Annotated in this window: 18 protein-coding genes; 8 read left to right on the forward strand and 10 right to left on the reverse strand. The window is 54.9% G+C overall.

Annotated elements, in window-relative coordinates; translation table 11 throughout:
* The first annotated feature begins 242 nt into the window (after positions 1 to 242).
* Entirely contained in the window at positions 243 to 1328 is a 1086-nt protein-coding gene (locus SYC_RS12495; RefSeq protein ID WP_011244679.1) for a sulfate ABC transporter substrate-binding protein, read from the forward strand.
* A 226-nt stretch (positions 1329 to 1554) separates the two neighbouring features.
* The gene (locus SYC_RS12500; RefSeq protein WP_011244680.1) at positions 1555 to 2259 is read left to right on the forward strand and encodes a HEAT repeat domain-containing protein; all 705 of its coding nucleotides are present in this window, start codon (positions 1555 to 1557) and stop codon (positions 2257 to 2259) included.
* 530 nt (positions 2260 to 2789) lie between these two features.
* Here the strand turns inward: SYC_RS12500 and SYC_RS12505 are convergent.
* Entirely contained in the window at positions 2790 to 2978 is a 189-nt protein-coding gene (locus SYC_RS12505) for a hypothetical protein (protein ID WP_039755663.1), read from the reverse strand.
* A 100-nt stretch (positions 2979 to 3078) separates the two neighbouring features.
* A complete protein-coding gene (locus SYC_RS12510; protein WP_011244681.1) occupies positions 3079 to 3519 on the reverse strand; it encodes a hypothetical protein in 441 nt (146 codons plus the stop codon).
* 155 nt (positions 3520 to 3674) lie between these two features.
* On the opposite strand from SYC_RS12510, the gene SYC_RS12515 reads away from it, so the two are divergent.
* The 5 genes from SYC_RS12515 (at position 3675) to upp (ending at position 12221) form a co-directional block, all read left to right on the forward strand.
* Positions 3675 to 5102, forward strand: a complete 1428-nt coding sequence (locus SYC_RS12515; RefSeq protein WP_011244682.1) for an NADP-dependent isocitrate dehydrogenase — start codon at positions 3675 to 3677, stop codon at positions 5100 to 5102.
* 63 nt (positions 5103 to 5165) lie between these two features.
* Positions 5166 to 6443 (forward strand): FAD-binding oxidoreductase, encoded by a 1278-nt coding sequence (locus SYC_RS12520; RefSeq protein ID WP_041677054.1) that lies wholly within the window; start codon positions 5166 to 5168, stop codon positions 6441 to 6443.
* Positions 6440 to 7747 carry a (Fe-S)-binding protein gene (locus SYC_RS12525; protein ID WP_011244684.1) on the forward strand — a complete coding sequence of 436 codons (1308 nt, stop codon included), beginning with the start codon at positions 6440 to 6442 and terminating at the stop codon, positions 7745 to 7747. The genes SYC_RS12520 and SYC_RS12525 overlap by 4 nt, the downstream gene beginning before the upstream one ends.
* Before the next feature lie 68 nt (positions 7748 to 7815).
* The gene (locus SYC_RS12530) at positions 7816 to 11532 is read left to right on the forward strand and encodes a GGDEF and EAL domain-containing protein (RefSeq protein WP_011244685.1); all 3717 of its coding nucleotides are present in this window, start codon (positions 7816 to 7818) and stop codon (positions 11530 to 11532) included.
* A gap of 35 nt (positions 11533 to 11567) precedes the next feature.
* On the forward strand, positions 11568 to 12221 hold the full coding sequence (gene upp / locus SYC_RS12535) for a uracil phosphoribosyltransferase (RefSeq protein ID WP_011244686.1): 654 nt from the start codon (positions 11568 to 11570) through the stop codon (positions 12219 to 12221).
* A gap of 17 nt (positions 12222 to 12238) precedes the next feature.
* On the opposite strand, the gene SYC_RS12540 is transcribed toward upp, so the two are convergent.
* The 5 genes from SYC_RS12540 to SYC_RS12560 form a co-directional block, all read right to left on the reverse strand.
* The gene (locus tag SYC_RS12540) at positions 12239 to 13255 is read right to left on the reverse strand and encodes an alpha/beta fold hydrolase (protein ID WP_011244687.1); all 1017 of its coding nucleotides are present in this window, start codon (positions 13253 to 13255) and stop codon (positions 12239 to 12241) included.
* Positions 13252 to 14154 (reverse strand): fatty acid desaturase family protein, encoded by a 903-nt coding sequence (locus SYC_RS12545; protein ID WP_011378153.1) that lies wholly within the window; start codon positions 14152 to 14154, stop codon positions 13252 to 13254. The genes SYC_RS12540 and SYC_RS12545 overlap by 4 nt, the downstream gene beginning before the upstream one ends.
* Before the next feature lie 98 nt (positions 14155 to 14252).
* Complete coding sequence (locus SYC_RS12550; protein ID WP_011244689.1) at positions 14253 to 14618, reverse strand: DUF1818 family protein; 366 nt, start codon at positions 14616 to 14618, stop codon at positions 14253 to 14255.
* A gap of 5 nt (positions 14619 to 14623) precedes the next feature.
* Positions 14624 to 15196 carry a hypothetical protein gene (locus tag SYC_RS12555; protein WP_011244690.1) on the reverse strand — a complete coding sequence of 191 codons (573 nt, stop codon included), beginning with the start codon at positions 15194 to 15196 and terminating at the stop codon, positions 14624 to 14626.
* Positions 15193 to 15423: a DNA-directed RNA polymerase subunit omega gene (locus SYC_RS12560; RefSeq protein WP_011244691.1), complete on the reverse strand. Its 231-nt coding sequence runs from the start codon at positions 15421 to 15423 to the stop codon at positions 15193 to 15195. Before SYC_RS12560 ends, SYC_RS12555 begins: the two co-directional genes overlap by 4 nt.
* Positions 15424 to 15581: 158 nt before the next feature.
* Between SYC_RS12560 and SYC_RS12565 the strand changes: the two genes are divergently transcribed.
* Positions 15582 to 17123: a YcjF family protein gene (locus SYC_RS12565; protein ID WP_011244692.1), complete on the forward strand. Its 1542-nt coding sequence runs from the start codon at positions 15582 to 15584 to the stop codon at positions 17121 to 17123.
* 121 nt (positions 17124 to 17244) lie between these two features.
* On the opposite strand, the gene SYC_RS12570 is transcribed toward SYC_RS12565, so the two are convergent.
* The 3 genes from SYC_RS12570 to SYC_RS12580 all read right to left on the reverse strand — a co-directional run bounded on the left by SYC_RS12570 (position 17245) and on the right by SYC_RS12580 (position 22237).
* Positions 17245 to 19272 (reverse strand): M3 family metallopeptidase, encoded by a 2028-nt coding sequence (locus tag SYC_RS12570; protein ID WP_011244693.1) that lies wholly within the window; start codon positions 19270 to 19272, stop codon positions 17245 to 17247.
* Positions 19273 to 19406: 134 nt separating this feature from the next.
* A complete protein-coding gene (locus tag SYC_RS12575) occupies positions 19407 to 19838 on the reverse strand; it encodes a hypothetical protein (protein ID WP_011244694.1) in 432 nt (143 codons plus the stop codon).
* Between the two features lie 206 nt (positions 19839 to 20044).
* A complete protein-coding gene (locus tag SYC_RS12580; protein WP_011244695.1) occupies positions 20045 to 22237 on the reverse strand; it encodes a DUF3769 domain-containing protein in 2193 nt (730 codons plus the stop codon).
* Between the last annotated feature and the right edge of the window lie 52 nt (positions 22238 to 22289).

Consider the following 22289-nt stretch of genomic DNA (forward strand, 5'->3'; position numbering starts at 1 on the left):
GCAAGGACTGAGGCGATCGCAAAACCCGTTCCAGTCAATCACTGTCGAGCTGTTGTCGATCACTGCTTAATCTAGGCGATTCCCACTGGCAGCGGCCGAATGCCCCTAGCCAAACAGGATGACTTGGCGCTCGGAGGCTGAAGCTAGCAATCGCTCTTTTGTCAAGTTTCGGCGGGGACATTGCTCTTGCAGGCACCACCCTAGACTTAATTACTTAATCTCTATCGGCTTAGAGTGTTTTCATGGCCTTCCGTTCCTTCCTCCCGCTTCGGCCCGGTATCAAGCGATCGCTTGCAGGTGGTTTGGCCGCCGCAATTGCAGCAGGTAGCTTTGCGACTACGGCTGGGGCGCGCAGTGCCCAAACCAGTGCCGCAGGGGCTACTCCTCAGCAAGTTGCTCAAGCCAAGCAGGAGCTGGTTCTTGTGTCCTATGCAGTCACCAAGGCTGCCTACGATCGCATCATTCCCAAGTTCACGGCCAAGTGGAAAAAAGAAAAAGGGCAAGACGTCACCATTCGCGGTAGTTACGGTGGGTCTGGCTCCCAAACTCGGGCCATCCTCGATGGCTTGGAAGCTGACATCGCGGCTTTGGCCCTGGAATCAGACACGGCTCGCCTAGAACGAGCGGGGCTGATTGGCAAAAACTGGCAAAGACGACTGCCTAATAACTCCAACCTCTCCAGTTCGGTGGTAGTTATTTGTACTCGTAAAGGGAATCCCAAAAAGATCAAAGGCTGGGCTGACTTAGCGAAACCTGGGGTTCGGATCGTGACAGCCAACCCCAAAACCTCTGGTGGGGCTCGCTGGAACTTCCTCGCGCTCTACGGTTCTGTCGCTAAGAATGGGGGCACCGATAAACAAGCCTTTGACTTTGTGAAGAAAGTCTATGACAACGTCCCTGTCTTGGCTAAGGACGCTCGGGAATCCACTGATATCTTCTACAAGAAGAATCAGGGCGATGTGCTCCTGAACTACGAGAATGAAGTGATTCTGGCGCGCCTCAATGGCGAAGATGTGGGAACCTGCATCACGCCGCAGGTCAACATTGCGATCGAAACGCCGATCGCGGTGGTCGATAAGGTCGCCAACAAACGAAAGACTAAGGCGATCGCTGATGCCTTTACTCGCTTTGTCTTTACCCCTGAGGCGCAAGAGGAGCTCGCTAAGGTTGGTTTCCGGCCGGCTAATGCCGCTGTCGCTCAAAAATATCGCAAGAATTTCCCCCCTCTGACCAAGCTCTACAACATCAAGAGCTTTGGTGGCTGGGCTGCTGCTGACAAGAAGTTCTTTGCTGATGGCGGCGTCTTCGACCAAATCCAAGGTCGTTAACGCCCCCTAAGCTGTCCTCTCACCCCAAACGATCGCCTCGAGGAAGTTTGCTCCCTCGGGGCTTTTTTCAGCTTTGTCGGTTGCCGCGATTGCCAGCGAGTCGGCTAGAGATCGAGCCTTGAAGCTTGAGTCCCACTGAAGTCTGAGGCATCTGCCCTTGCCAGCAGTCGACCCAGGGATTTTCAGAATCCTTAACAATAGGGAGAGTGATCCCAAGGAGTAGCGGATGGACGCGATTGACCTTGCCCAGCTTGCGAGCCAACTGGAGAGTGAGCAATCTCGCGATCGCCTGATTGCGCTGGCTTCTCTGCGGGACGTTGAGGCTGAGGATGCTGTCCCTTTGATCAAAAAAGTATTAGCTGATGAAAGCATCCAAGTGCGATCGATGGCCGTGTTTGCGTTGGGGATCAAACAGACTGCCGAGTGCCTACCGTTGTTGCTGGAAGTTTTAGAAACCGAAGACGACTACGGCATTCGGGCGAGTGCGGCTGGTGCTTTAGGCTATCTCCAAGATGATCAGGCCCTAGAACCGCTACTGCGCGTGTTCTATGAAGACACGTCTTGGCTAGTGCGTTTTAGTGCTGCGGTAGCCCTCGGTAATCTGCAAAATCCTCGAGCTCGTGACGCTCTGATTCAGGCCTTGGATAGTGAGGAAGTCCTGCTGCACCAGGCTGCGATCGCGGCCCTCGGTGAAATTGGTGCTGTCGATGCCGTCGATCAGCTGTTGCGCTTTGTGGCTGCTGAAGACTGGCTGGTTCGTCAGCGCTTGGCAGAGGCACTGGGAAAGCTCCCCTGCGACAAGGCCTTATCAGCGCTGCGCTACCTCGTTAAAGATAGCCATCCTCAAGTTTCTGCGGCGGCAGAACAAGCCTTACAACAACTGGAAACAGGAACAACGACTCAGCCTGAGAGTGATGACTTCCCAGGATGAAACAAATGGTGAAGAAAGTGATCCCCGCGCGTATCCTCGACTACAGTAATAGATGAAGCCACTGGGCTTCAGACAACAGAAAAGATTCCACTCCGTAGTGGATCAGCTGTTAGTTGAGAGGTAACCAAACACTGTCTCACACTGCCTTCTCTCAGGATTTGGAACGATACTTGATTGCTCATCGGCTCGTCCTCCTCTAAGGTTTTGGGAGCAACTTCCGATTGAATCGGGTCTGCCTCTAAATAAACTTCAGACAGTTGAGGATAACCACCGATTTGTAGCTTGACAGAATGTTCCAATCTTCATCAGAAAGACGTCTTTCCTGTATCAAGTCGAATATCCATTTCAGCGGATTCAATTCCGACATTACGACAGGTTATCTGTCTGGTTACGCAACAAGATCTTGTTCGATTTCACAGTTCAACAGAAAAAGCAAAAAGCGCACCCTAGGGATTGCTCGCCCAACGAGCCAAACCAAGACTGGATGCGCTTTTTGTTGTTGACTGGAAATTCAGAGAACTCCGAAAGACCTAATTCAGATTCTCATTCATGACTGGAGTGCGGCCTTTGAGGCTTTGGATTTGGCAGAGTAGGGTTTCGACTTCAGCCTGCAAGACCAAAAATTCAGTTTGATGATCGGTGCTATACAACAGCTTGAGGCGATCAAGCGGGGTGCTGGAGGCAGCCGGAGCGGGACGTTCGAGAACTGCGTTGCTCATTGTGCCGTGTAATGAAACTTAATGACTGAAGATTTGCGCATAGTACGCACCTCTTAAGGAATCCGCAAGGGTTGACACTTAATTTAAGATTTGCTTAAGACTAGGCAGAGAGTTGAGAGTCACCGGCGTTGAATAGATCAAAAGTCTGACGGCAGAACTGTTTCAGGCGATCGCTCACGTCTTCAGCTGGCAGTTTGGGGCCCCGAATTTGCCAATCTGCGATCGTAGACAGCCGCCATTGTTCTCCAACGTGACTCAGGCCAACGGCATCAATCCCTAGTAGTCTGCGATCGCTTGCTTCTGCGGTAGGCAATAAACGAACCTGTACCAAAATGCTGCGGCTTTGGTAGCGAGGGCTCCAGCCCGGTAGGTGAAAGCCAATATCAATCGAATCAGGGTCTAGCCACTGCGCGGTCTCTGGGTCATTGCGCCAAGGTTTGAGGTCCGCCCGAGCATCAGGGAACTGCTGTTTAAACAAGTTGACCAGTGTGGCTATCTTGCTGGCCAGCTGTAGATTGGTGGCTTGTTCAGCTGCGTTCACTCCCGAAGACCCTATCGAATGGGCGCAGAAGCGCGTTGGTTGTTGGGTAGACTAGCGCAATCTTTCGGGGGAATGGCATCAGCGCCTACAGGATAGGCGATCGCTCTCCCGTAGGCTGGAAATGACGTGGATGTTTCGGAGGCTGGTAGCCGTCGATGTACGAGAAGATTCAACCCCCTAGCGAAGGCAGCAAAATTCGCTTTGAAGCCGGCAAGCCGATCGTTCCCGACAACCCGATCATTCCCTTCATTCGTGGTGACGGCGCTGGCGTTGATATCTGGCCCGCAACTGAGCGCGTTCTCGATGCCGCTGTCGCTAAAGCCTATGGCGGTCAGCGCAAAATCACTTGGTTCAAAGTCTACGCGGGTGATGAAGCCTGCGACCTCTACGGCACCTACCAATATCTGCCTGAAGATACGCTGACAGCGATCCGCGAGTACGGCGTGGCAATCAAAGGCCCGCTGACGACGCCGATCGGTGGTGGCATTCGATCGCTGAACGTGGCGCTACGGCAAATCTTCGATCTCTATGCCTGCGTCCGCCCCTGTCGCTACTACACCGGCACACCCTCGCCCCACCGCACGCCCGAACAACTCGATGTGGTGGTCTACCGCGAAAACACCGAGGATATCTACCTCGGCATCGAATGGAAGCAAGGTGATCCCACCGGCGATCGCCTGATCAAGCTGCTGAACGAGGACTTCATTCCCAACAGCCCCAGCTTGGGTAAAAAGCAAATCCGTTTGGATTCCGGCATTGGTATTAAGCCGATCAGTAAAACGGGTAGCCAGCGTCTGATTCGTCGTGCGATCGAGCATGCCCTACGCCTCGAAGGCCGCAAGCGACATGTCACCCTTGTCCACAAGGGCAACATCATGAAGTTCACGGAAGGTGCTTTCCGGGACTGGGGCTATGAACTGGCCACGACTGAGTTCCGAACCGACTGTGTGACTGAACGGGAGAGCTGGATTCTTGCCAACCAAGAAAGCAAGCCGGATCTCAGCTTGGAAGACAATGCGCGGCTCATCGAACCTGGCTACGACGCGATGACGCCCGAAAAGCAGGCAGCAGTGGTGGCTGAAGTGAAAGCTGTGCTCGACAGCATCGGCGCCACCCACGGCAACGGTCAGTGGAAGTCTAAGGTGCTGGTTGACGATCGCATTGCTGACAGCATCTTCCAGCAGATTCAAACCCGCCCGGGTGAATACTCGGTGCTGGCGACGATGAACCTCAATGGCGACTACATCTCTGATGCAGCGGCGGCGGTGGTCGGTGGCCTGGGCATGGCCCCCGGTGCCAACATTGGCGACGAAGCGGCGATCTTTGAAGCGACCCACGGCGCAGCGCCCAAGCACGCTGGCCTCGATCGCATTAACCCCGGCTCGGTCATCCTCTCCGGCGTGATGATGCTGGAGTACCTAGGCTGGCAAGAGGCTGCTGACTTGATCACCAAGGGCATCAGCCAAGCGATCGCTAACCGTGAGGTCACCTACGATCTGGCTCGGTTGATGGAACCGGCGGTTGATCAACCACTCAAGTGCTCGGAATTTGCCGAAGCCATCGTCAAGCATTTCGACGATTAGGCGATCGCGCGAAAGCAAACTGGTAAGTTGGTGCTCAAGCGTCTTGTCTGGAGCACCTTTTTCATGCCTGCGGCTGCCACTTTGGCCGATTGGAAGGCCGCATCAGTTCCCGACTTTTTGGCGGAGCGCAGTCGTCAAGAACTGGCGCGTTTGGGGAATCCAGGTTGGTGGGGGCCGCCTGATCTCGAAGCTTTGGCGGAACTCATGCAGCTGGCCGCTGCTGAAGGCTGGCGTATCTTGCCGGCGGGGCGTGGTACGCGTCTTGACTGGGGCGGACTCGGACACCCTGTTGATGCAGTCATCAGTACGGCTGCCTGCGATCGCCTGATTGAACATGCCGCTGCCGACCTCACGGTGACAGTAGAAGCGGGGATGACCCTGGGACAGTTGCAGACCATCTTGGCTGAGACGGGGCAATGGCTGCCCTTTGACCCGATCGCAGGAGAGTCCTCTAGCTTGGGGGCTCTTGTCTCGACTGGGATGTCTGGTTCCCTGCGGCACCGCTACGGCAGTTTGCGCGACTTTCTGATCGGCATCACTTTCCTGCGCCACGACGGACAGTGGGCTAAGGGTGGGGGCCGTGTCGTCAAAAATGTTGCTGGCTACGACATGATGAAGCTGCTCCATGGTGCTTGGGGCAGCTTGGGATTGATTGGCAAGCTGACCTTTCGCACCTATCCCCTGCCTAATGCCTGGGGCACGATTGCTTGTCAGGGCGATCGCGAGGCGATTTTGCAGCTGCGATCGCAATTGGTTCGCAGTGACCTCACCCCTGTCGCTTTTGATCTGTTGTCGCCCGCTGCTGCCGCAGAACTAGAGCTGCGATCGCAATGGACGGTGTTGCTGCGGTTTGGCTCGGTTGCCGCCAGTGTTCAGGAACAGCAACAGGTAGTTGAGTTGCAGGCAACGCGGTTAGGTTTGGCTGCCATGACTGTCGCTGAGCCGGTTTGGGGTCAACTCAATCAGTCGTTTGAACCGCGATCGCGCTCAGCCACTTTGATCAAGTTCGCCCTGCTACCCAGCCAGTTACCGTGCCTTCTCGCCGAACTGGAGGCGATCGCCCCCACAGCATTGGGGCGAGTTCATGCAGCGAGTGGAGCCGGCTGGCTAGTCTGGCCCGAGGCGGAGCCAACGGTCGAAACCCTGCTGCGGCTGCGGCGCCATTGTGAAGTAGCAGAAGGCTTTTTGTCAGTGCCGGCAGCCTCTGTCAGCCTCAAGCAACAGCTGGATATCTGGGGCTACCCCGGTCAGGGGCTAGCGGTGATGCGGGCGATTAAACGACAATTTGATCCACAGTCCCGGTTAGCCCCCGGACGTTTTCTGGCCGGTCTGGAGGAGTGAGCGTGGCTGAAACTGAAATCCCAATCCCAGCAGCAACGCCCAGCCTCACGGATGCCTGCGTTCACTGCGGCTTTTGCCTCTCGGACTGCCCTAGTTATCGCGTTCTAGGGCGTGAGACGGACTCACCGCGCGGTCGTGTTTACCTGATGGACAGTCTCCAGCAGGGCCGAATTGAGCTGAGCGATACCGTTGTCGAGCATTTTGATACCTGCCTCGGTTGCTTGGCCTGTACGAGTGCTTGCCCATCGGGCGTCCAGTACGACCAACTGATCGAGGAGATGCGTCAGCGGATTGCGCAGGAGCATCGGCGACCCTGGCCTGAGGCAATTTGGCGAAAGCTCTTATTTGCGTTTTTGCCCTACCCAGAGCGACTGCGACCAATTTTGCGCCTTGGTCAGCTTTATCAAAGTTCAGGCTTACAGAACTGGTTGAATCGCCAACCCCTGTTGCAAAAGTTTCCGCAACTCGCAGCGGCTTCGGCGCTTTTGCCACCCCTAAGCCCTGCCAGCTTTCAAGACAACTGGCCGACTCTTTTGCCTGCCTTGGGCGATCGCCGCTATCGGGTCGGTTTACTCTTGGGCTGCGTGCAGCGACTGTTTAATCCAGAAGTCAATGCTGCAGCGATCCGTGTTCTCAGAGCCAACGGCTGTGATGTGGTGATTCCACCTCAGCAAGGTTGTTGCGGAGCTGTTGCTCACCACCAGGGTGAAATGCAACAAGCGCAAGACTTGGCACGAGCGGTGATCCGTAGTTTTGAAGCAGAAAACCTCGATGCAATTTTAGTGACTGCATCCGGTTGTGGTCATACCCTCAAGCATTACGGTGCGATTCTGGCCGACGATCCTGAGTGGTGCGATCGCGCTCAGCAACTAGCCGATCGCGTTCAAGATGTACAGGAGTTTTTAGCGACCGTCGGGCTGACGACTCCCCTGCATCCCCTTCAAGAACAACCGTTGGTGGTCGTCTACCAAGATGCTTGCCACATGCTACATGGGCAAAAAATTCGCAATCAACCACGACAGTTATTGCAACAAATTCCGGGTATTGAGCTGCGAGAACCCGTTGATGCGCAGCTTTGCTGTGGCAGTGCTGGTATTTATAACTTGTTACAACCAGCGATCGCAGCAGAACTCGGTCAGCAAAAAGCGCGATCGCTGGCTGAAACAGGTGCGCAAATGATTGCCTCAGCCAACATTGGCTGCTACGTTCAAATTCGGCATCATTTGCAAGCTCAAAGCAAAGATTTACCTGTTCTGCATCCCTTGCAAATAATTGATCGTGCGATGAATTTTCAAAATCACTAGACTTATTCGGCTTAAATTCGGTTTCTCCGCTAGCCTAAAGATCTAACGCTAATCGCAGACAAGCTGCAATGCGCTGGATAAGACCACGATTTTCTCTTTGGCAACACCCTCAGCGCGCTCTGATTATTGCAGTTCTTTATGGCGCAGCAGGACTGCTTTGGATCCTCTCTACAGATTCCTTACTGCAAACTTGGCTTCGTACCGAGGTTAGTGTTTGGCAGTGGTCAACACTTAAGGAAATTTTCTACTTTTTTCTGTCAGCAGTAGTTCTCTACGTCCTGCTCCGTCAGTGGCAGATTCTCCAAACCCTCTGCCACGCGAATCAGGAACAACGATTACAGCAACTGCTGCATCTTTTGGATGGCAATCCCTGGCCCTTATGGCTGGTGGAACCCCAAACTCTGCGCATCCTCGATCGCAATGCCGCCGCTACCGCTTGGGGAAATGCTGCCTATCTTCAGGAACTCGCCCCGCGCTCGCAACTGCTCAAGCAATGGGCTGAGAACCCAGATGCGCTGCGCCTGAGTCTCGATCTCAAGATTCCGAATGGGCAACTGCGTTCGGTTGGGCTACAGCGCTGCGCTTACCCTGATCCAGGGGCTTGGTTGATTGCCGCCAGGGACTGTGGTGATCTCCAGAGCTGGCAGCAACTGACCCAAGTGGGTTACTGGGAACTCGACGTCCAATCCCAACTGGTTCAGACTTCGCCGCTGGTCAACCGGCTACTGGGGAAACCCTCCGATCAGTGCCTCTTCTCTTGGCAGCAGTGGCTGGAGCACTTTCAACTTAGCGATCGTTTGCGATTGGAGCAAGCGATCGACACGGGAATGCAGACGGGGCGACCCATTCAAGCAACCTATGCCCTCGCGAGTGATTCTCAAGATCGTCAGTTAGTCGAGTTGCGAGCCGTCATCGTCAGGGATCTGGCCGGTAACGTGCGATCGCTGCGGGGGGTCCTTGAACCAAAGCATCAAGCACCACTCACTTCCCTTGAACCCTTGCCCTTATCGCTTGATCATCCGGCTGTCCTCCGTCGCATCTTGGAGGCGATTCCTGACCCGATTTACATCAAAGACTATAGGGGCGAAATCCTGCTGCAAAATCGAGCCTGTCTTGATTTACAACCCTTCGTAATGCCGGAGGTTATTAAACAAGAAGATATTAATGACTTGGCTACGATCGCCTCCGGTTTGCCAATCATTAATGAAGAGTGGACGATCAACCCTGAAAATTGGCCGAGCCAGCATTTTCTGATTAGTAAAGTACCGCTCCGTAATGAGCTTGGGCAAATTCTGGGGCTGTTGGGCATTCGCCGCAATGTCACCCGTTGGCGTCGAGCTGAGCAAGCCCGTAACGCGCTTTCAGATCAGCTAGAGCAGACCCTCGCAGCTGTCAGTGATGGTGTTGTTGTTTTAGATCAAAACTTTGTTGTCCGAGCGCTCAACTCTCAAGCAGCCCAACAACTGAAGAAAACGTCTGAACAGATCATTGGTCGAGTTTTTTGGGATTTATTTCCAGTAGAGCTAGGTGCCACCCTTCAGTCCGAGCTCCAACCACTGCAGCATCAGTCTTCGACAAGAACCTTTGAACTCTGGATTGACCCACTGTCAACCTGTTGGGAGGTAAATGTCCATCGTTCTACAGCTGAAATATCGCTCTATTTTCGTGACATTAGCGATCGCGTGATGAGCCGTCAACTGCTAGAAGAAATGGCGGAGCGTTTTCAACTTGTCACTCGTGCGACGAATGATGCGGTTTGGGATCGCAATCTACTCACTAATGAGATCTGGTATAGCGCTAACTACAGCCGCCTATTTGGGGGAGAAGAAAAAGAGATCACTCAAAAGCTTGTGCAGACTGTCGATTTGCAATGGCGCGATCGCCTCGATCCCGATCAACGCGAGCGAATCATGGCCAGCTTGTCCGGTGCGATCGCTAACGGTTTCAGCACATGGAGTGAGCAATATCGTTTTCTGCGGCAAGATGGCACCTATGCCCATGTCCTCGATCGTGGCTACATTGTTCGGGATGAGAATGGCCGGGCGATTCGGGCAGTTGGTGCCATGCAGGATATCTCTGCGATCGTGGCTGCCAATGAGCAATTGCGGTTGTGGCTAAGAGCTATTGAATCCACCGGAAATAGCATCATTATTGCGGATGCTCAACAACCGGATATGCCAATTATTTATGTCAATCCCGCCTTTGAAAAAATCACAGGCTTTAGTGCTGCTGAAGTGATAGGTCGCAACTTTCGATTTCTCCAAGGGCTCGAAACTCAGCAAGCTGAACTCGAAGAGATGCGCCGAGCCTTGGAGGAAGGGACGTACTGTGAGGTAACGCTACGCAGTTACCGTAAGGACGGCTCACTTTTTTGGAATCAGATTTCTCTTGCGCCCGTTCGAGATCAGAAAGGGCACCTAACCCACATGGTGGCCTCACAAACTGATGTCAGCGAGAGTAAAGCGTTCGAAGAAATGCTACTGCAACAGGCAACCCACGATGCTCTCACTGGTCTGCCTAATCGCCTGCTCTTTTTAGATCGCCTCGATCAAGCCGCTGCCCGTGCCCGTGGCGGTGGATCGCCGATCGCAGTACTCTTCATCGATCTCGATAATTTCAAAGCGATCAACGATGGCTTTAGCCACAGCGAAGGAGATGCCGTTCTGCAAATTGCTGCTGGACGATTGCAACAATGTATTCAAGAGCATGAAACGGTTGCCCGCCTCAGTAGTGATGAGTTTGTCATTCTCTTAACTGATCTGGACGTTCAGAGCAAAGCCCGAGTGAAGGCAGCCATGATTCAATCCCTGATGGCCAAGCCCTTCGAAGTGATGGGTAATCCGATTGAACTGACAGCGAGTATTGGGGTTGCGACCTTCCCCCACGATGGTCAATCGGGCAGTGAGTTGTTGCAGGCCGCTGATTTAGCAGTCTGTGCTGCCAAGCAACAGGGCAAAAATCTTTGGTGTTCGTTCTCAGAAGCGATGCGCGAACAGTTGCGCAGTCGGATCGACATTGAGAAAGACTTACGCCAAGCCTTGATTGATAACTCTCTAGAGCTCTATTTCCAGCCTCAAGTTGATTTGGTTACCCATCGGCTCTTGGGTTTTGAAACTTTAGTCCGCTGGAATCACCCCGAGCGCGGCTTAGTGGCTCCGGGTGAATTTATTCCGATTGCTGAAGAATCTGACCTCATTGATGCAATTGGATTGTGGGTGATGCGAGCGGCGGGTTTGACGCTCCGTCGTTGGATTGACCACGAAGGGTTTACAGGTAGCCTGTCTTTCAATATTTCAGCCAGACAATTCATCCGCCAAAATATTTTCTTGAAACTGTTTGATGTCCTCCAAGAGTTTCAGATTCCGCCGCACCAATTGGAAATCGAGCTGACAGAAAGTAGCCTGATCGAATCGCCGGAACGATTTGTGCAATGGCTCCAGGAAGCCCGATCGATGGGATTTCAAGTCGCTTTAGATGATTTTGGGACGGGTTATTCCAGCCTTGGTTACCTCAAGCGTTTGCCCATCAATGCTCTCAAAATTGATCGCAGCTTTATTCGCGATCTGCCGCACGACCATGACGATCAAGCGATCGTGCAGGCGATTGTTGCAATGGCCAAGGTCTTGAAACTTCGCACGATCGCAGAAGGCGTAGAACGCCTCGAGCAAGCCGCCTTCTTAGAAGCGATTGGTTGTGATGCTGTGCAAGGGTTCTTCTATGGCCCACCACTGCCCGAAGCAGAAGCGCTTGCCTTCCTGCACCGTTCCGCTTCCCCTGGGGTCTGAACGTTAAAATCAGGAGCTGTCTTCTGCTGATTGGCATGGCTCCTCAACTGCGTATCTTCGTGCCGCCCCATCCCTTAATTCGGCACTGGCTGGGCATTGCCCGCGATCGCCAGACGCCGACGCCTCTGTTTCGCACCGCGATCGCAGAGCTGGGCCGCTGGCTCGCCTATGAGGCTGTGCGGGAATGGCTACCAACGATTCCAGCGGCGGTGCAAACTCCTCTTGCAGAAACCCCAGCGGAGTTCGTCGATTTTTCGCAACCCTTGGCGATCGTGCCGATTCTGCGCGCAGGTCTGGGTTTAGTGGAGTCTGTCCAACAGGTTTTGCCGACTGCCCGCATTTTTCACGTGGGTCTCAAGCGGGATGAAGTCAGTCTTGAACCGCGCTGCTACCTCAATCACCTGCCAGAGCAACTTGAAGTGAACAGTCGCGTTCTGGTTCTCGACCCGATGCTGGCGACAGGTGGCTCGCTGCTCTATACCCTTGATTTGCTGCGCGATCGCGGTGTCTCTGCTGAGCAAGTGCGGGTGCTTTCAATTGTGGCTGCCCCGCCAGCGCTACAAAAACTCAGTCAAGCCTACCCGGCGTTGACGATTTACAGCGCCATCATTGATGAGCAGCTGAACGACAAAGGCTTTATCGTGCCGGGGCTGGGGGATGCTGGCGATCGCCTGTTTGGTACTCCTTGATCTGCTGACTGAATTCGCTAGGCTTCAGCGTTGAGCAAAGCCTGAACGGCCTGCCGAATGAAGCTTTCATCCTGCGGATTTTGGCTGGGGTTGCCCGCGCGGTGACCCCAGATCGAGGGAATTGGGCAATAGTGCGCCTTAGGAATCAACTGCGCTTCGGCCTCACAATCCTCTGGGGTGAAGTAGAGATCTGTTGTCGAGGGCATGACCAAGGTCTGAGCCGTAATGCTGCCGAGTGCCTTGGCTAAATCACCCCCAAAAGCAGGGCGATCGCTGACATCACAGCGCAACCAGGTGTCGATCATCGCCAGTAGATCGTGGGGATCGCGCTGACGATAGTTCGCTTCCCAACCCCGTTCCAAATAATCCTCTAGCGAACTGTAGCCCTGCTGCCGGTAAATACCCGCTCGATAAAAGGCCTGAGACGCAGCCCAACTGGCATAGATCCGCGCAAAGGCTTTGTAACCGCGATCGGGAGTGGCTTGAAACCGTTGACCATCCCAAGTTGGATCAGCGATCAACGCAGCGCGAAGGCTCTCCAGAAACAACCGGTTATGCTCGGTCGTTTTTGCCGTTCCACAGAGTGCTGCAATCCGCTGGACGCGATCGGGGAAAGCGATCGCCCAGTGATAAGCCTGCTGTGCCCCCATCGACCAGCCGTGGATCAGCGCCAGTTGCTCAATGCCCAGTACTTGGCTGAGGAGAGCCTGTTGAGCACAGACACTGTCCCAATGACTGAACCAAAACCCCTGCTCTGCCAGTCCGCAAGCCGGATCGTTGCTGGGAGAACTGGAAAGCCCATTCCCGAACTGATTGACGATGACGATGAACCAGCGATCGGGATCGAGGATGCGATCGCCTCCAATCAGCCAGTCGATCGTCGAATGCTGAGCACCGTAGGAGGTCGGGTAGAGAATCGCATTGCTGCGATCGCGGTTGAGTTCTCCGTAGGTGGCGTAAACGAGGCTCGCCTCGGGAAGGACAGCACCGCAGTCCAGCTCAAAGTTCGGCAGTCTAAACGTGCCGACCGTCATGCTTGCCCGAAGGTCGAGATCAGCGCCTTGTTCACAGCGAGATAACCGCGATCGAGATGCCCCCAGTAGGACGACAGCTTCTCATGGGCAGACGGTAGCGCATGGAAAGGAATCGAAGCGCAGAAATGGTGTTCGGCGTGGAAAGGCATATTCCACATCAGCCAGCGCAGCGGTGCCCACGTCAAGGTGGTGCGCGTGTTGGTGAGCGGGTTATCATCCTCGCTGCAACCGGAATGCTCGGCCAGCAAAATAGCGCGCAGAATCGGCTGACCCACCGCCAGCGGCAGTAACCAGGCTGTCACAAACAGTGGCTGCTTCAGACCAAGCGAAAGCGCAATCAAGGCACCGTAAACCGCCAGTTGCCAAAGCAGCGATCGCTGGACTTCTGACTGGGCTTCAGCCGGAATGTAGGGATAGTCGGCAAACTGCCCCGTTGCCACTTTGAAGTGTGTGCGGATTTTGCCCAGCCACCACGGTAGTCCACTTAGTTCCAACAGATACTGCGGCCAAGTTTGGGGTTTGGGATCCGCTAGTTCGGGGTCCTTGCCCGGAATTTGGGTGAAGCGATGATGCCACTTGTGATAGCGACGGTAAAAGCTGCTGTTGTAGAACGACAGCAACCCGGCAATCCAAGCGACTGTATCGTTGGCTCGGTTACTGGCAAAGGCGGTGCGATGCACGCATTCATGCACGGCCGCAAACATCGCTGCTAGTCCGAAGCCATAGGTCACCAACGCCGGTAGGCGAACGGCCCAACCGCCCCAGCCACTTAGCCAGAGCCCACCACTTACAGCCAGCAGGGCCAAATGCCCGAAGAATTGCTGCCAGCCCTTGGCATCCGATCGCTGGTTGAGCACAGCCAGCTCTTGGGCTGTCAATAATTTAGGCGCAGGAGTCATGACAAAAGGGGTTGTGGAAAAGGCGATCGCCCAAGGTCTCTTTCTAACCAATCGTGTCAATCTTTGTTGCTGCTGTAGCGATCGCTACCTGAAACTCGCTAGAAGCCTTTGAGGGTATGAGTTGCGGCCACGAGAGCCGGAACCGCAGCGGCGGGCCAGCACGCTTCGACTCGGCGATCGCTGGCGAGGATCAGACGCAGCTCGTAGGCATCTGCAAAACCTTCTGCCTCCAGCCAGAGCAAGGCGGACTCAGCCTCAATCTGCAGGCGTTCCTCGGGCATCAATTCAGGGGCAATCGCAGCGATCGTTTCAGCGAGTTGCTGCACGAGTCGACAAAAATCCGCCATCTCAGCGGCGGTCAGTTCAACTGCCCAATCTGTGGTTCCCACCAGACCCGGATAGCGATGGGCAGTCTCATCCCAACCCAAGCGCCAACCAGCGCCTTCTCGGAGAATTCGGCCCATGCCTACTAACGCAGGAGATCGGCAGCCCCCCGACCCGGCAGGGAAGGGAGTGGGGGATTAGCCGGTGTTGCCCCTGGGGGAGTCGGCTGAGCTGCTGGCGTTTCTGGCCGATCCTCGGGGGCAGTAACGGCGGTTTGCGGACGCGGCACCACAGCCAAAATGGCATCAATCAGGCGGTCGCGTTCGACGCGGGATAGCTTCGCGATCGCTTGCAGATCAGTTTGCAGTGGGTTGGGGGTCAGCGTTTCGAAGCCAGGATAGTCCTCTTGTTTCAGGACCCCATTGACACCCAATAGGTCCGCCATGGTCAATTTCCAGTCCAAGCGCGAAGCCAAACGGCGGTTCCGCAATTGCTGATGGAAACGAATCAGACGCGACACCAAGGTATCAGTTGGGCGCAACTCACCGCTGCGTGTACCGCGATAGCCATTGGCTCGCTCAAGGTTGGGTAACTGCTCGTAGACGAGCTGTCCAATTTCTTCTGGCCGGGGGGGCCGCTGGGCCTCGGCTGCCGACGCACAGCAGAGCAGGATGGCTAGCAGACTCCCCCAAAACCGCAAGTGGCGTTGCCGCTTCACCCGCCGATAATCTCCGGTTGATTGAGCTCGTCTGACATTTCTAAAATGGCGCGCAGCACGGGCTTAATGCCAGTTTCTTCGCTGAGGTTTTCCATCTCTTCGTAGCGAGCCTGCTTGGCGCGACGGGCGATTTGTAGGGTGACGTGATAGCGATTCGTGGAGTTAACAATCAGGCTCTCAGCTTTGAAGAGCAGATCTTGAGAATCCAGATCGAAGCGCTGGAGCATGATAATTCAGCAAAGGCGACAAGACTTCCAGTTTAGCGGAGTGGCTGAGCGATCGCCCTATTTGATGCTGTGTCAGAGCAGTATCAGGCTGTGCCGAAGCAGTGAGCGATCGCGGTAGCGGCTACGCTACAGAGTCGAGGCGCTCGGGAATTTGGTCGATGCTGCGCAACACCAGACTGCTTTTGCTAGGCATCTTCTTGTTGGTTGCCCTAGGGCTGGTGATCTGGGTGATCGATGCCCTGCAGCGGCTCTATTGGCAGCTCTCCTACAGCTCACCGCTGCTGGCTAGCTTCCTCGTTTTTGTCCTAGTTCTGCTGATCGTAGCGGTGGTCGGCAGCCTGATCTATTCCTTCAGTCGCTTTGGCCGATCGCCCCAGCGATCGCAGCCGATTCAGCTGCCCGAGGTTAAAGCCGAGGCTGCTGAGGAAAATCTCAAGGCGGTGCAGCAGCAAGTCAACCAAATTGCGGACGAAATCGCTCGTGAAGCCCTACTGGAGCGATCGCGCCAAATTGCTGCAGAACTGGAGCGCGGCGAGCTGCGGGTGGTGATTTTTGGCACGGGCTCCGCTGGCAAAACTTCCTTGATCAATGCCCTGCTCGGTCGGATTGTCGGCAAGGTTGAAGCGACAATGGGCTCGACGGAAGAGGGGCGAACCTACCGCCTAGGGCTGCGCGGCGTCGGGCGCGACATTCTGATCACGGATACGCCGGGTATTTTGGAGGCGGGTGTCGCAGGTCGGCTGCGGGAGAAACTGGCGCGGCAGCTGGCGGTGGAAGCCGACTTACTGCTCTTTGTGGTCGACAATGATCTGCGGCGATCGGAGCTAGAACCTTGCTTGGATCTGGCTCGCATTGGCAAGCGATCGCTGCTGATTTTCAACAAAGCGGATCTCTACGAAGACCGCGATCGCGAAGCGATTTTGGCGCGACTGCGAGAACGCCTCAAGGGGCTGATTCCGCCTAGCGACATCCTGACGGCAATCGCCAGCCCCCAACCCGTACGCCTGCCGGATGGCAGTTTTTTGCAGCCAGAGCCGGAGGTAACGACTTTGCTGAAACGGATGGCTGCGGTGCTGCGCAGTGAGGGCGAGGACTTAATTGCCGACAATATCCTTTTGCAGTCCCAGCGCCTCGGTGATGAAACACGACAACTGCTTGATCAGCAGCGGCAGCGACAAGCGGAGCAAATTGTCGATCGCTTTCAGTGGATCAGCGCGGGTGTGATTGCCGTGACGCCATTGCCGGGGCTGGACCTGTTGGGAACGGCTGCTGTCAATGCTCAGATGGTGATTGAAATTGGCCGCTTGTATGACTGTGATCTCGATCGCGATCGCGGGCGGGATCTGGCCTTGTCGCTAGCGCGAACGCTAACAAGTTTGGGCTTGATCAAAGGGGCAACGCAGATTGTGGCGGCGGCTTTGCAAACCAACGTGGCAACTGCCATTCTGGGTCGTGCAATTCAGGGCGTCAGCGCTGCTTATCTAACCCGAATTGCCGGCCGGAGCTTTATTGAATACTTCCGCCAAAACCAAAGCTGGGGCGATGGTGGCATCACGGAAGTGGTGCAGCAACAATTTCAGCTCAATCGCCGCGATGAATTCATTCGCAGCTTCATTCAAGATGCCTTAGTCCGAGTCGTAGAACCTCTGGCTGCCAAGCTAGAAGGACGGTTGCTCCCCCCGGGCGATCGCTCGCGCTGAGTGAGTCTGATTCCAATTACTTCTATCGACTACTCTACGATCGCCTCCAAACTGAAAGTCCTCTCCCAAAAACTCGAGAGAGGAACTTTCACGACGGCTTCGCTAGAAGACAGGCTGGAATCTAAGCGGCTTGGAGACCACTGTGGCGCAGCAACGGTTCAGTGGCCGGTTCGCGACCTCGGAAGTCGACAAATACGGTGAGCGGATGTTGGCTACCACCTTGGGCCAGCACCGTATCGCGGAAGCGGCGACCTAAGCTTTGCACGGCTGCTTCATTGCTAAGGTCTACTTCTTCAAAAGCAGAAAAAGCATCCGCACTCAGCACTTCTGCCCACTTATAGCTGTAGTAACCCGCCGCATAGCCGCCGGCAAAGATATGTCCAAAGGAGCAGAGGAACGCATCATCGGGGAGCGGCGCCAGTACCGAAGTCTTGGCCGCAATGCGATCGCGAACCGCTTCGACTGTCTCTGTTCCTTGCGGATCGAAGCGATGGTGAAGCTCTAGATCCAGCAGGCTGAAGTTGATCTGGCGCAGCATTCCAGAACCCGCCATGAAGGTACGGGCCGCCAGTAGTTTTTCGTAGTAAGCCTCCGGTAGCGGTTCGCCGGTTTGCCAGTGACGCGCCATGCCGAACAGCGTGGCTCTGTCGTAACACCAGTTCTCCATGAACTGGCTGGGCAGCTCCACCGCATCCCACTCGACATTATTAATACCGGAGCAACCGGGATGGTCGACGGTCGTCAGCATGTGCTGCAAGCCGTGACCAAATTCATGGAAGAGCGTTTCCACTTCTCCAAAAGTCATCAGGCTGGGTTGCTCACCCACGGGCGGTGTCTGGTTACAGATTAAATAGGCAACGGGATTGCGACTGATGCTGCGATCGCCCAGTTGGAAACGCGCCCGCCCCAAGCAGTCATCCATCCAAGCGCCCCCCCGTTTTTCGGGGGGACGGGTGTAGGGATCGAGGTAAAAAGCCGCGATCGCTTCTCCCTGTTCGTTCTTAACTTGGAAGTAGCGAACATCGCTCTGCCAAATTGGAGCTTGGCCATCCGCTGCTTCGATCTGAATCCCAAACAGGCGTTGGCAAAGACCAAATAGCCCTTCCAGTACTCGCGGCAGGGGGAAGTAGGGGCGCAGTTCCTCGGCATTGAAGGCAAACTTAGCTTCCCGTAGTCGCTCCGACCAAAAGCTGATATCCCACTGTTTGAGATCGTCGGCTTCAGGTGCCCCTTGCTCACGGGCAAACGCTTTGAGGGCTTCCAAATCTGCGATCGCGGCATCCCAGCTGGCAACTCTCAGTTCTTCCAGCAGCCCTTCAACCGCTTCCACAGACGGAGCCATCTTGCTAGCAAGGCTCAGCTCAGCATAGGTGTTAAAGCCCAACAGTTGTGCCTTCTGGCGACGCAGCTCCAAAATCTGCTGAATCAGAGTCCGGTTGTCTAGGTCACCTTCGGTGGCGCGGCGAATGTAAGCCCGATAGACCTGCTCGCGCAGATCGCGCCGCTGACTATATTTCAAAAAGGGGCCAAAGCTTGGGAAGTCGAGGGTGATTCGCCAAGGGCCGGCTTCGGGTGTTGCCTCTGTTTCACCAGCGGCTTGAGCAGCTTGAGCCGCCAAGGCCAGCAAACTCTCGGGCAGCCCAACAATTTCTTCTGGTGTGGTCAACGTCAGGCTAAAGGCCTTGGTGGCATCCAGCACATGGTTGCCCCCGCAGAGAATTGGATTAGGAGAAATGGCTTGAAACTCATCCTCTCCTAAGTATTTTTTTATCCAGCTGCTATTGACTTTACAGTTTGCGATTAGCTGAGGTTCCTCGGCAAATAAAACCCCTTGGACACCAAAAGGGTCAGATTGGAAATAGACATCGCGAGCATCGCTCAAGAGAATTTCATCTGCTTCGATTCTCGCCAAAATCTCCTTGGCAATAAAGAAACGGCGAAATACCATTTCAGCTGGTTCACCTTGAAGGTTCACATCAACGAGTTTGACCCGAGGTGAACTCAATAACTGATGACGGAGTTGGGCTGAAGGACTTGATGCAATTAAAAGAATATCTGCTGAGGTGTTACGGAGTGCAGAAGTTAAGAATAGGTCAATTTTGTCGTAGGTATAACCCACGATTGCTGAAAGAATGATGTTTTTTGCCATTCAGCCAATAGCCCGCCGCCTCTTCACTCGGGCTTGATTGTAGAGCAGAATTGTTGTCCGTTCTGAAAGGCTCTTGGAATTCTCTTGGCTGGCCGAACGGGCACTCTCAAGTTTGGATGGCAACTGTTCTAAGCCTACCCAGCGCAATCGCTGCCCGCTTTGACCAACGTTTTATAAAGGCGCTCAGTTAAACCCGACTGATCTTGCGCTGGCACGAATGCTTCTCCAGGCTGTTCTGGCACCCAAGGCAAGGTCATGGCGATCGCAGGGAGCCGCGTCTCAACATTGATGCGATCGGGTTGCTCTGGAACTTCACCGAGCAACAAGCGCTCATAGTCTGCACTGAAGTGGCAGTTGATCTGCCCGCGCCGCTGCCACAGAGCAAGGATTTGTGCGATCGACACCCAGCGGTAACGGCCTTGGTAAATCGCCTCGACTGTGGCGGGATAAATCCAGGCTTCAGGGTGGTGCGATCGCAGTTGCTGCAAGACCTCTGCTGCTCGCGCTGCCGACAGCTCGAAATAGCGTTCTAACAAGGCAATAACGGCAGTACGGGTAGAGGTCACAATAAGCTCCAGGGCGATTGTTCCCAGATGGCCGAATAAAACGGTAAAAGTCTCAGGCGGTACAATTTTGCTGCTGAGGGTTCAACTCAACATCCCAGTTTTCGCGAAAACTGAGCTCAAAATTTGGTAAAAAGTGTAGCAAATTGCTCACGAGCAGTTGTTACTTAGACTACTACTCTGTGTTCAACTCCCAAGTATCGAGCTGGCTAGTTTCCTCCTCCCAGACCCTGCCAATCAAAATCATTGAGTTGAATTGCCAAAATTCCTACTTGTTGATCGGGGTTGTAGCTCAAAGAGACGCCAAAGGCACGGCGACTATATTCCAATCGATAGGTAGTGTTGAAGGCTTGGTTGGTATCGAGGTTGATCGCACTAGTGACCCCAACCAAGAAGGGACCAAAGAGCTGTTGGGTAGCCCCTAACACTAAAACATTGCGATCGACGAGGCGATCGAAGAGGAAGGGTGAGAAGCCTTCGCCGGTCGATCGCAGATAATCAACGCGAAGATTGGTGTAGTCAAAGAAGTCCCCGGCAAATTTACCCAGGGTTAAATCTGCCCCGAATCGATAAGCGATCGAGTTTTGACTAGTACCATCGCTGTAATTCGAAATAACCCCCGTAATTTCGGGAACGATGCGTAATCCTGGCGAAACCGGCGCAGACGTGTAGCGTAGGCCCGCATCGGGGGTTGCTGGCAGGGCCTCTTCGCGCCACAGCGTAATGGGCAACGCTAAACCCGTCTCGAGCTGAAAACGATTAAGGTTTGCCAGGGCCGGTGAGGGTTGCGTGCCGATGAGGTTGGGCTGATCAGTCAGAGCAAGTAGATTTTGATAACTGGCTTGGAACCGGAAATTGAGTCCGTCAATGCGAGGGAAGGTGGTACTAGGACTGACGCCAGCGAGGGCGAGCAAATCGAGTCGACGGGTCTCTAGAGTGAGGCCATAGCTCTGCTGAACGGTTTGCACCCCTAAGGATCCATTAAAGCGGCGTTCACGATAGCGATAGTTGAGCAAGATATCAAAGAAGCCAAAGTCCTGCCGCAAGTCAGAGCTAATCCGGCTTTGGGTGCTGAGGTTCTCGGGATTAAGGCTGGCGAGATTAGTGATCAAGCTGAACTGGGTATTGGGAGCCAAGTTGGCATTCAAGCGCCCCACCAAGCCAAAGGCATCGAGGGGATTGACCGAGTTGACTTCCACATCGTTGCCTAGTTCGCGGCCTCCCCCTGCTAGGTTAATCGCCCGCTGCACCAAAAACTGGGGCGTGAGAGAGAGCTGCAGATTATTCTCGTTAATCACCGAGAACTCTCGTTCTAGAAAGGCCCCGTTGCGATCGACGCCATCAAAGCCAATGGTGAGAATTCCCCCTTCTCGCTCCTGCACCACGCTGTTGTTATCCGGCAGTGGAATGCGGAGGCTATTTTCTAGGACTAAACCGGAACCGAAAATACCCAGACTGCCGAGGCCATTGGGTGGCGCTTGATAGGTGGCTTGAGCAGAGCGAATCTCGGCCTGGGGTGGTGCAAATGGATCATTGGTCAGGGCAATATCTTGGGCTGTCCAGCCATCGGGACGCAGGTCAAGACGATCGGCCTGAAAACGGACATTCTGGACGCCACCGCGAATATCGAAGCCACTAATCTGGGTGGGTAGGACGGCCCCAGGATTGGTCAAGCTCTGGAGGTCGCTGGGGTCGGTGTATTCCCCGCCAAAGGCAGAGGTGACCAGCAGTTGGCCAATGCGACGCACATTCGTGACCGGCTGCTCAAGTTCTTCAACCGATTGGATGCGATCGGCAATATCCGTGCTGGGTGGAATAGAGGGATCGAGATCGCGCTCACCGGTAGGGCCTGTGTTAAATCGCCCTTGCGCATTGAGTAAGGTTCCTGTCTCTTGGAGCAGGTTGTAGGTAAGCTGGCTGCCCCGTGCCACCTGCTGCCCCCGCAGTAACCAAACCCGCCCCTCAGCCTTGAGGGTGTTGGCCTGCAGGTTGACTTGAATTTCGTCAGCAAACAGGACGCCACCGCGAAAGCGCAGGGATGCCCGACCTTTGGCAATCACCAATTGGCGTTCGCCATCAAAGCTTTGGCGATCCGCCTGCAACCGCACAATCCCCATGGATTCTAGGTTGGGCAGCGCCGGGGTTGTTTCGGCAGTCGGTGGGGGTGCAGTTGTTGGGGTTGTGGCGGGTTCTAGCGGACTGACTGCTGGTGCTGGAGTGGGTCGTCGCAGTCTGGGTCGAGCAGGGGGAGGACTAGGACTAGCTTCTGAAGAGGGGGGGAGAACAGAGCCTGGCGCGGCAGGACTGGCGGTGGCCGGAGCTTGAGCGATCGCCGGCTCCACAACCTCAGCGGGGGCTGCTACCTCGGCAATAACCGGAGTGGGGGGCAAACTGTCGAGCATTGCAGCCAGTCGATTTCAGCCCAACAATACTACCGTTCCTGCCAAGCGAAGC

The organism is Synechococcus elongatus PCC 6301, from assembly GCF_000010065.1.
In the GTDB taxonomy this organism is placed as follows: Bacteria; Cyanobacteriota; Cyanobacteriia; order Synechococcales; family Synechococcaceae; genus Synechococcus; species Synechococcus elongatus.

What these genes read in the sequence shown, in the direction of transcription:
- SYC_RS12565 (WP_011244692.1), top strand. Translation starts at nt 15,582, where the DNA reads ATGCTGCGCAACACCAGACTGCTTTTGCTAGGCATCTTCTTGTTGGTT.
- SYC_RS12580 (WP_011244695.1), bottom strand. Translation starts at nt 22,237, where the DNA reads ATGCTCGACAGTTTGCCCCCCACTCCGGTTATTGCCGAGGTAGCAGCC.
- SYC_RS12495 (WP_011244679.1), top strand. Translation starts at nt 243, where the DNA reads ATGGCCTTCCGTTCCTTCCTCCCGCTTCGGCCCGGTATCAAGCGATCG.
- SYC_RS12545 (WP_011378153.1), bottom strand. Translation starts at nt 14,154, where the DNA reads ATGACTCCTGCGCCTAAATTATTGACAGCCCAAGAGCTGGCTGTGCTC.
- SYC_RS12500 (WP_011244680.1), top strand. Translation starts at nt 1,555, where the DNA reads ATGGACGCGATTGACCTTGCCCAGCTTGCGAGCCAACTGGAGAGTGAG.
- upp (WP_011244686.1), top strand. Translation starts at nt 11,568, where the DNA reads ATGGCTCCTCAACTGCGTATCTTCGTGCCGCCCCATCCCTTAATTCGG.
- SYC_RS12505 (WP_039755663.1), bottom strand. Translation starts at nt 2,978, where the DNA reads ATGAGCAACGCAGTTCTCGAACGTCCCGCTCCGGCTGCCTCCAGCACC.
- SYC_RS12570 (WP_011244693.1), bottom strand. Translation starts at nt 19,272, where the DNA reads ATGGCAAAAAACATCATTCTTTCAGCAATCGTGGGTTATACCTACGAC.
- SYC_RS12530 (WP_011244685.1), top strand. Translation starts at nt 7,816, where the DNA reads ATGCGCTGGATAAGACCACGATTTTCTCTTTGGCAACACCCTCAGCGC.
- SYC_RS12540 (WP_011244687.1), bottom strand. Translation starts at nt 13,255, where the DNA reads ATGACGGTCGGCACGTTTAGACTGCCGAACTTTGAGCTGGACTGCGGT.
- SYC_RS12520 (WP_041677054.1), top strand. Translation starts at nt 5,166, where the DNA reads ATGCCTGCGGCTGCCACTTTGGCCGATTGGAAGGCCGCATCAGTTCCC.
- SYC_RS12560 (WP_011244691.1), bottom strand. Translation starts at nt 15,423, where the DNA reads ATGCTCCAGCGCTTCGATCTGGATTCTCAAGATCTGCTCTTCAAAGCT.
- SYC_RS12515 (WP_011244682.1), top strand. Translation starts at nt 3,675, where the DNA reads ATGTACGAGAAGATTCAACCCCCTAGCGAAGGCAGCAAAATTCGCTTT.
- SYC_RS12550 (WP_011244689.1), bottom strand. Translation starts at nt 14,618, where the DNA reads ATGGGCCGAATTCTCCGAGAAGGCGCTGGTTGGCGCTTGGGTTGGGAT.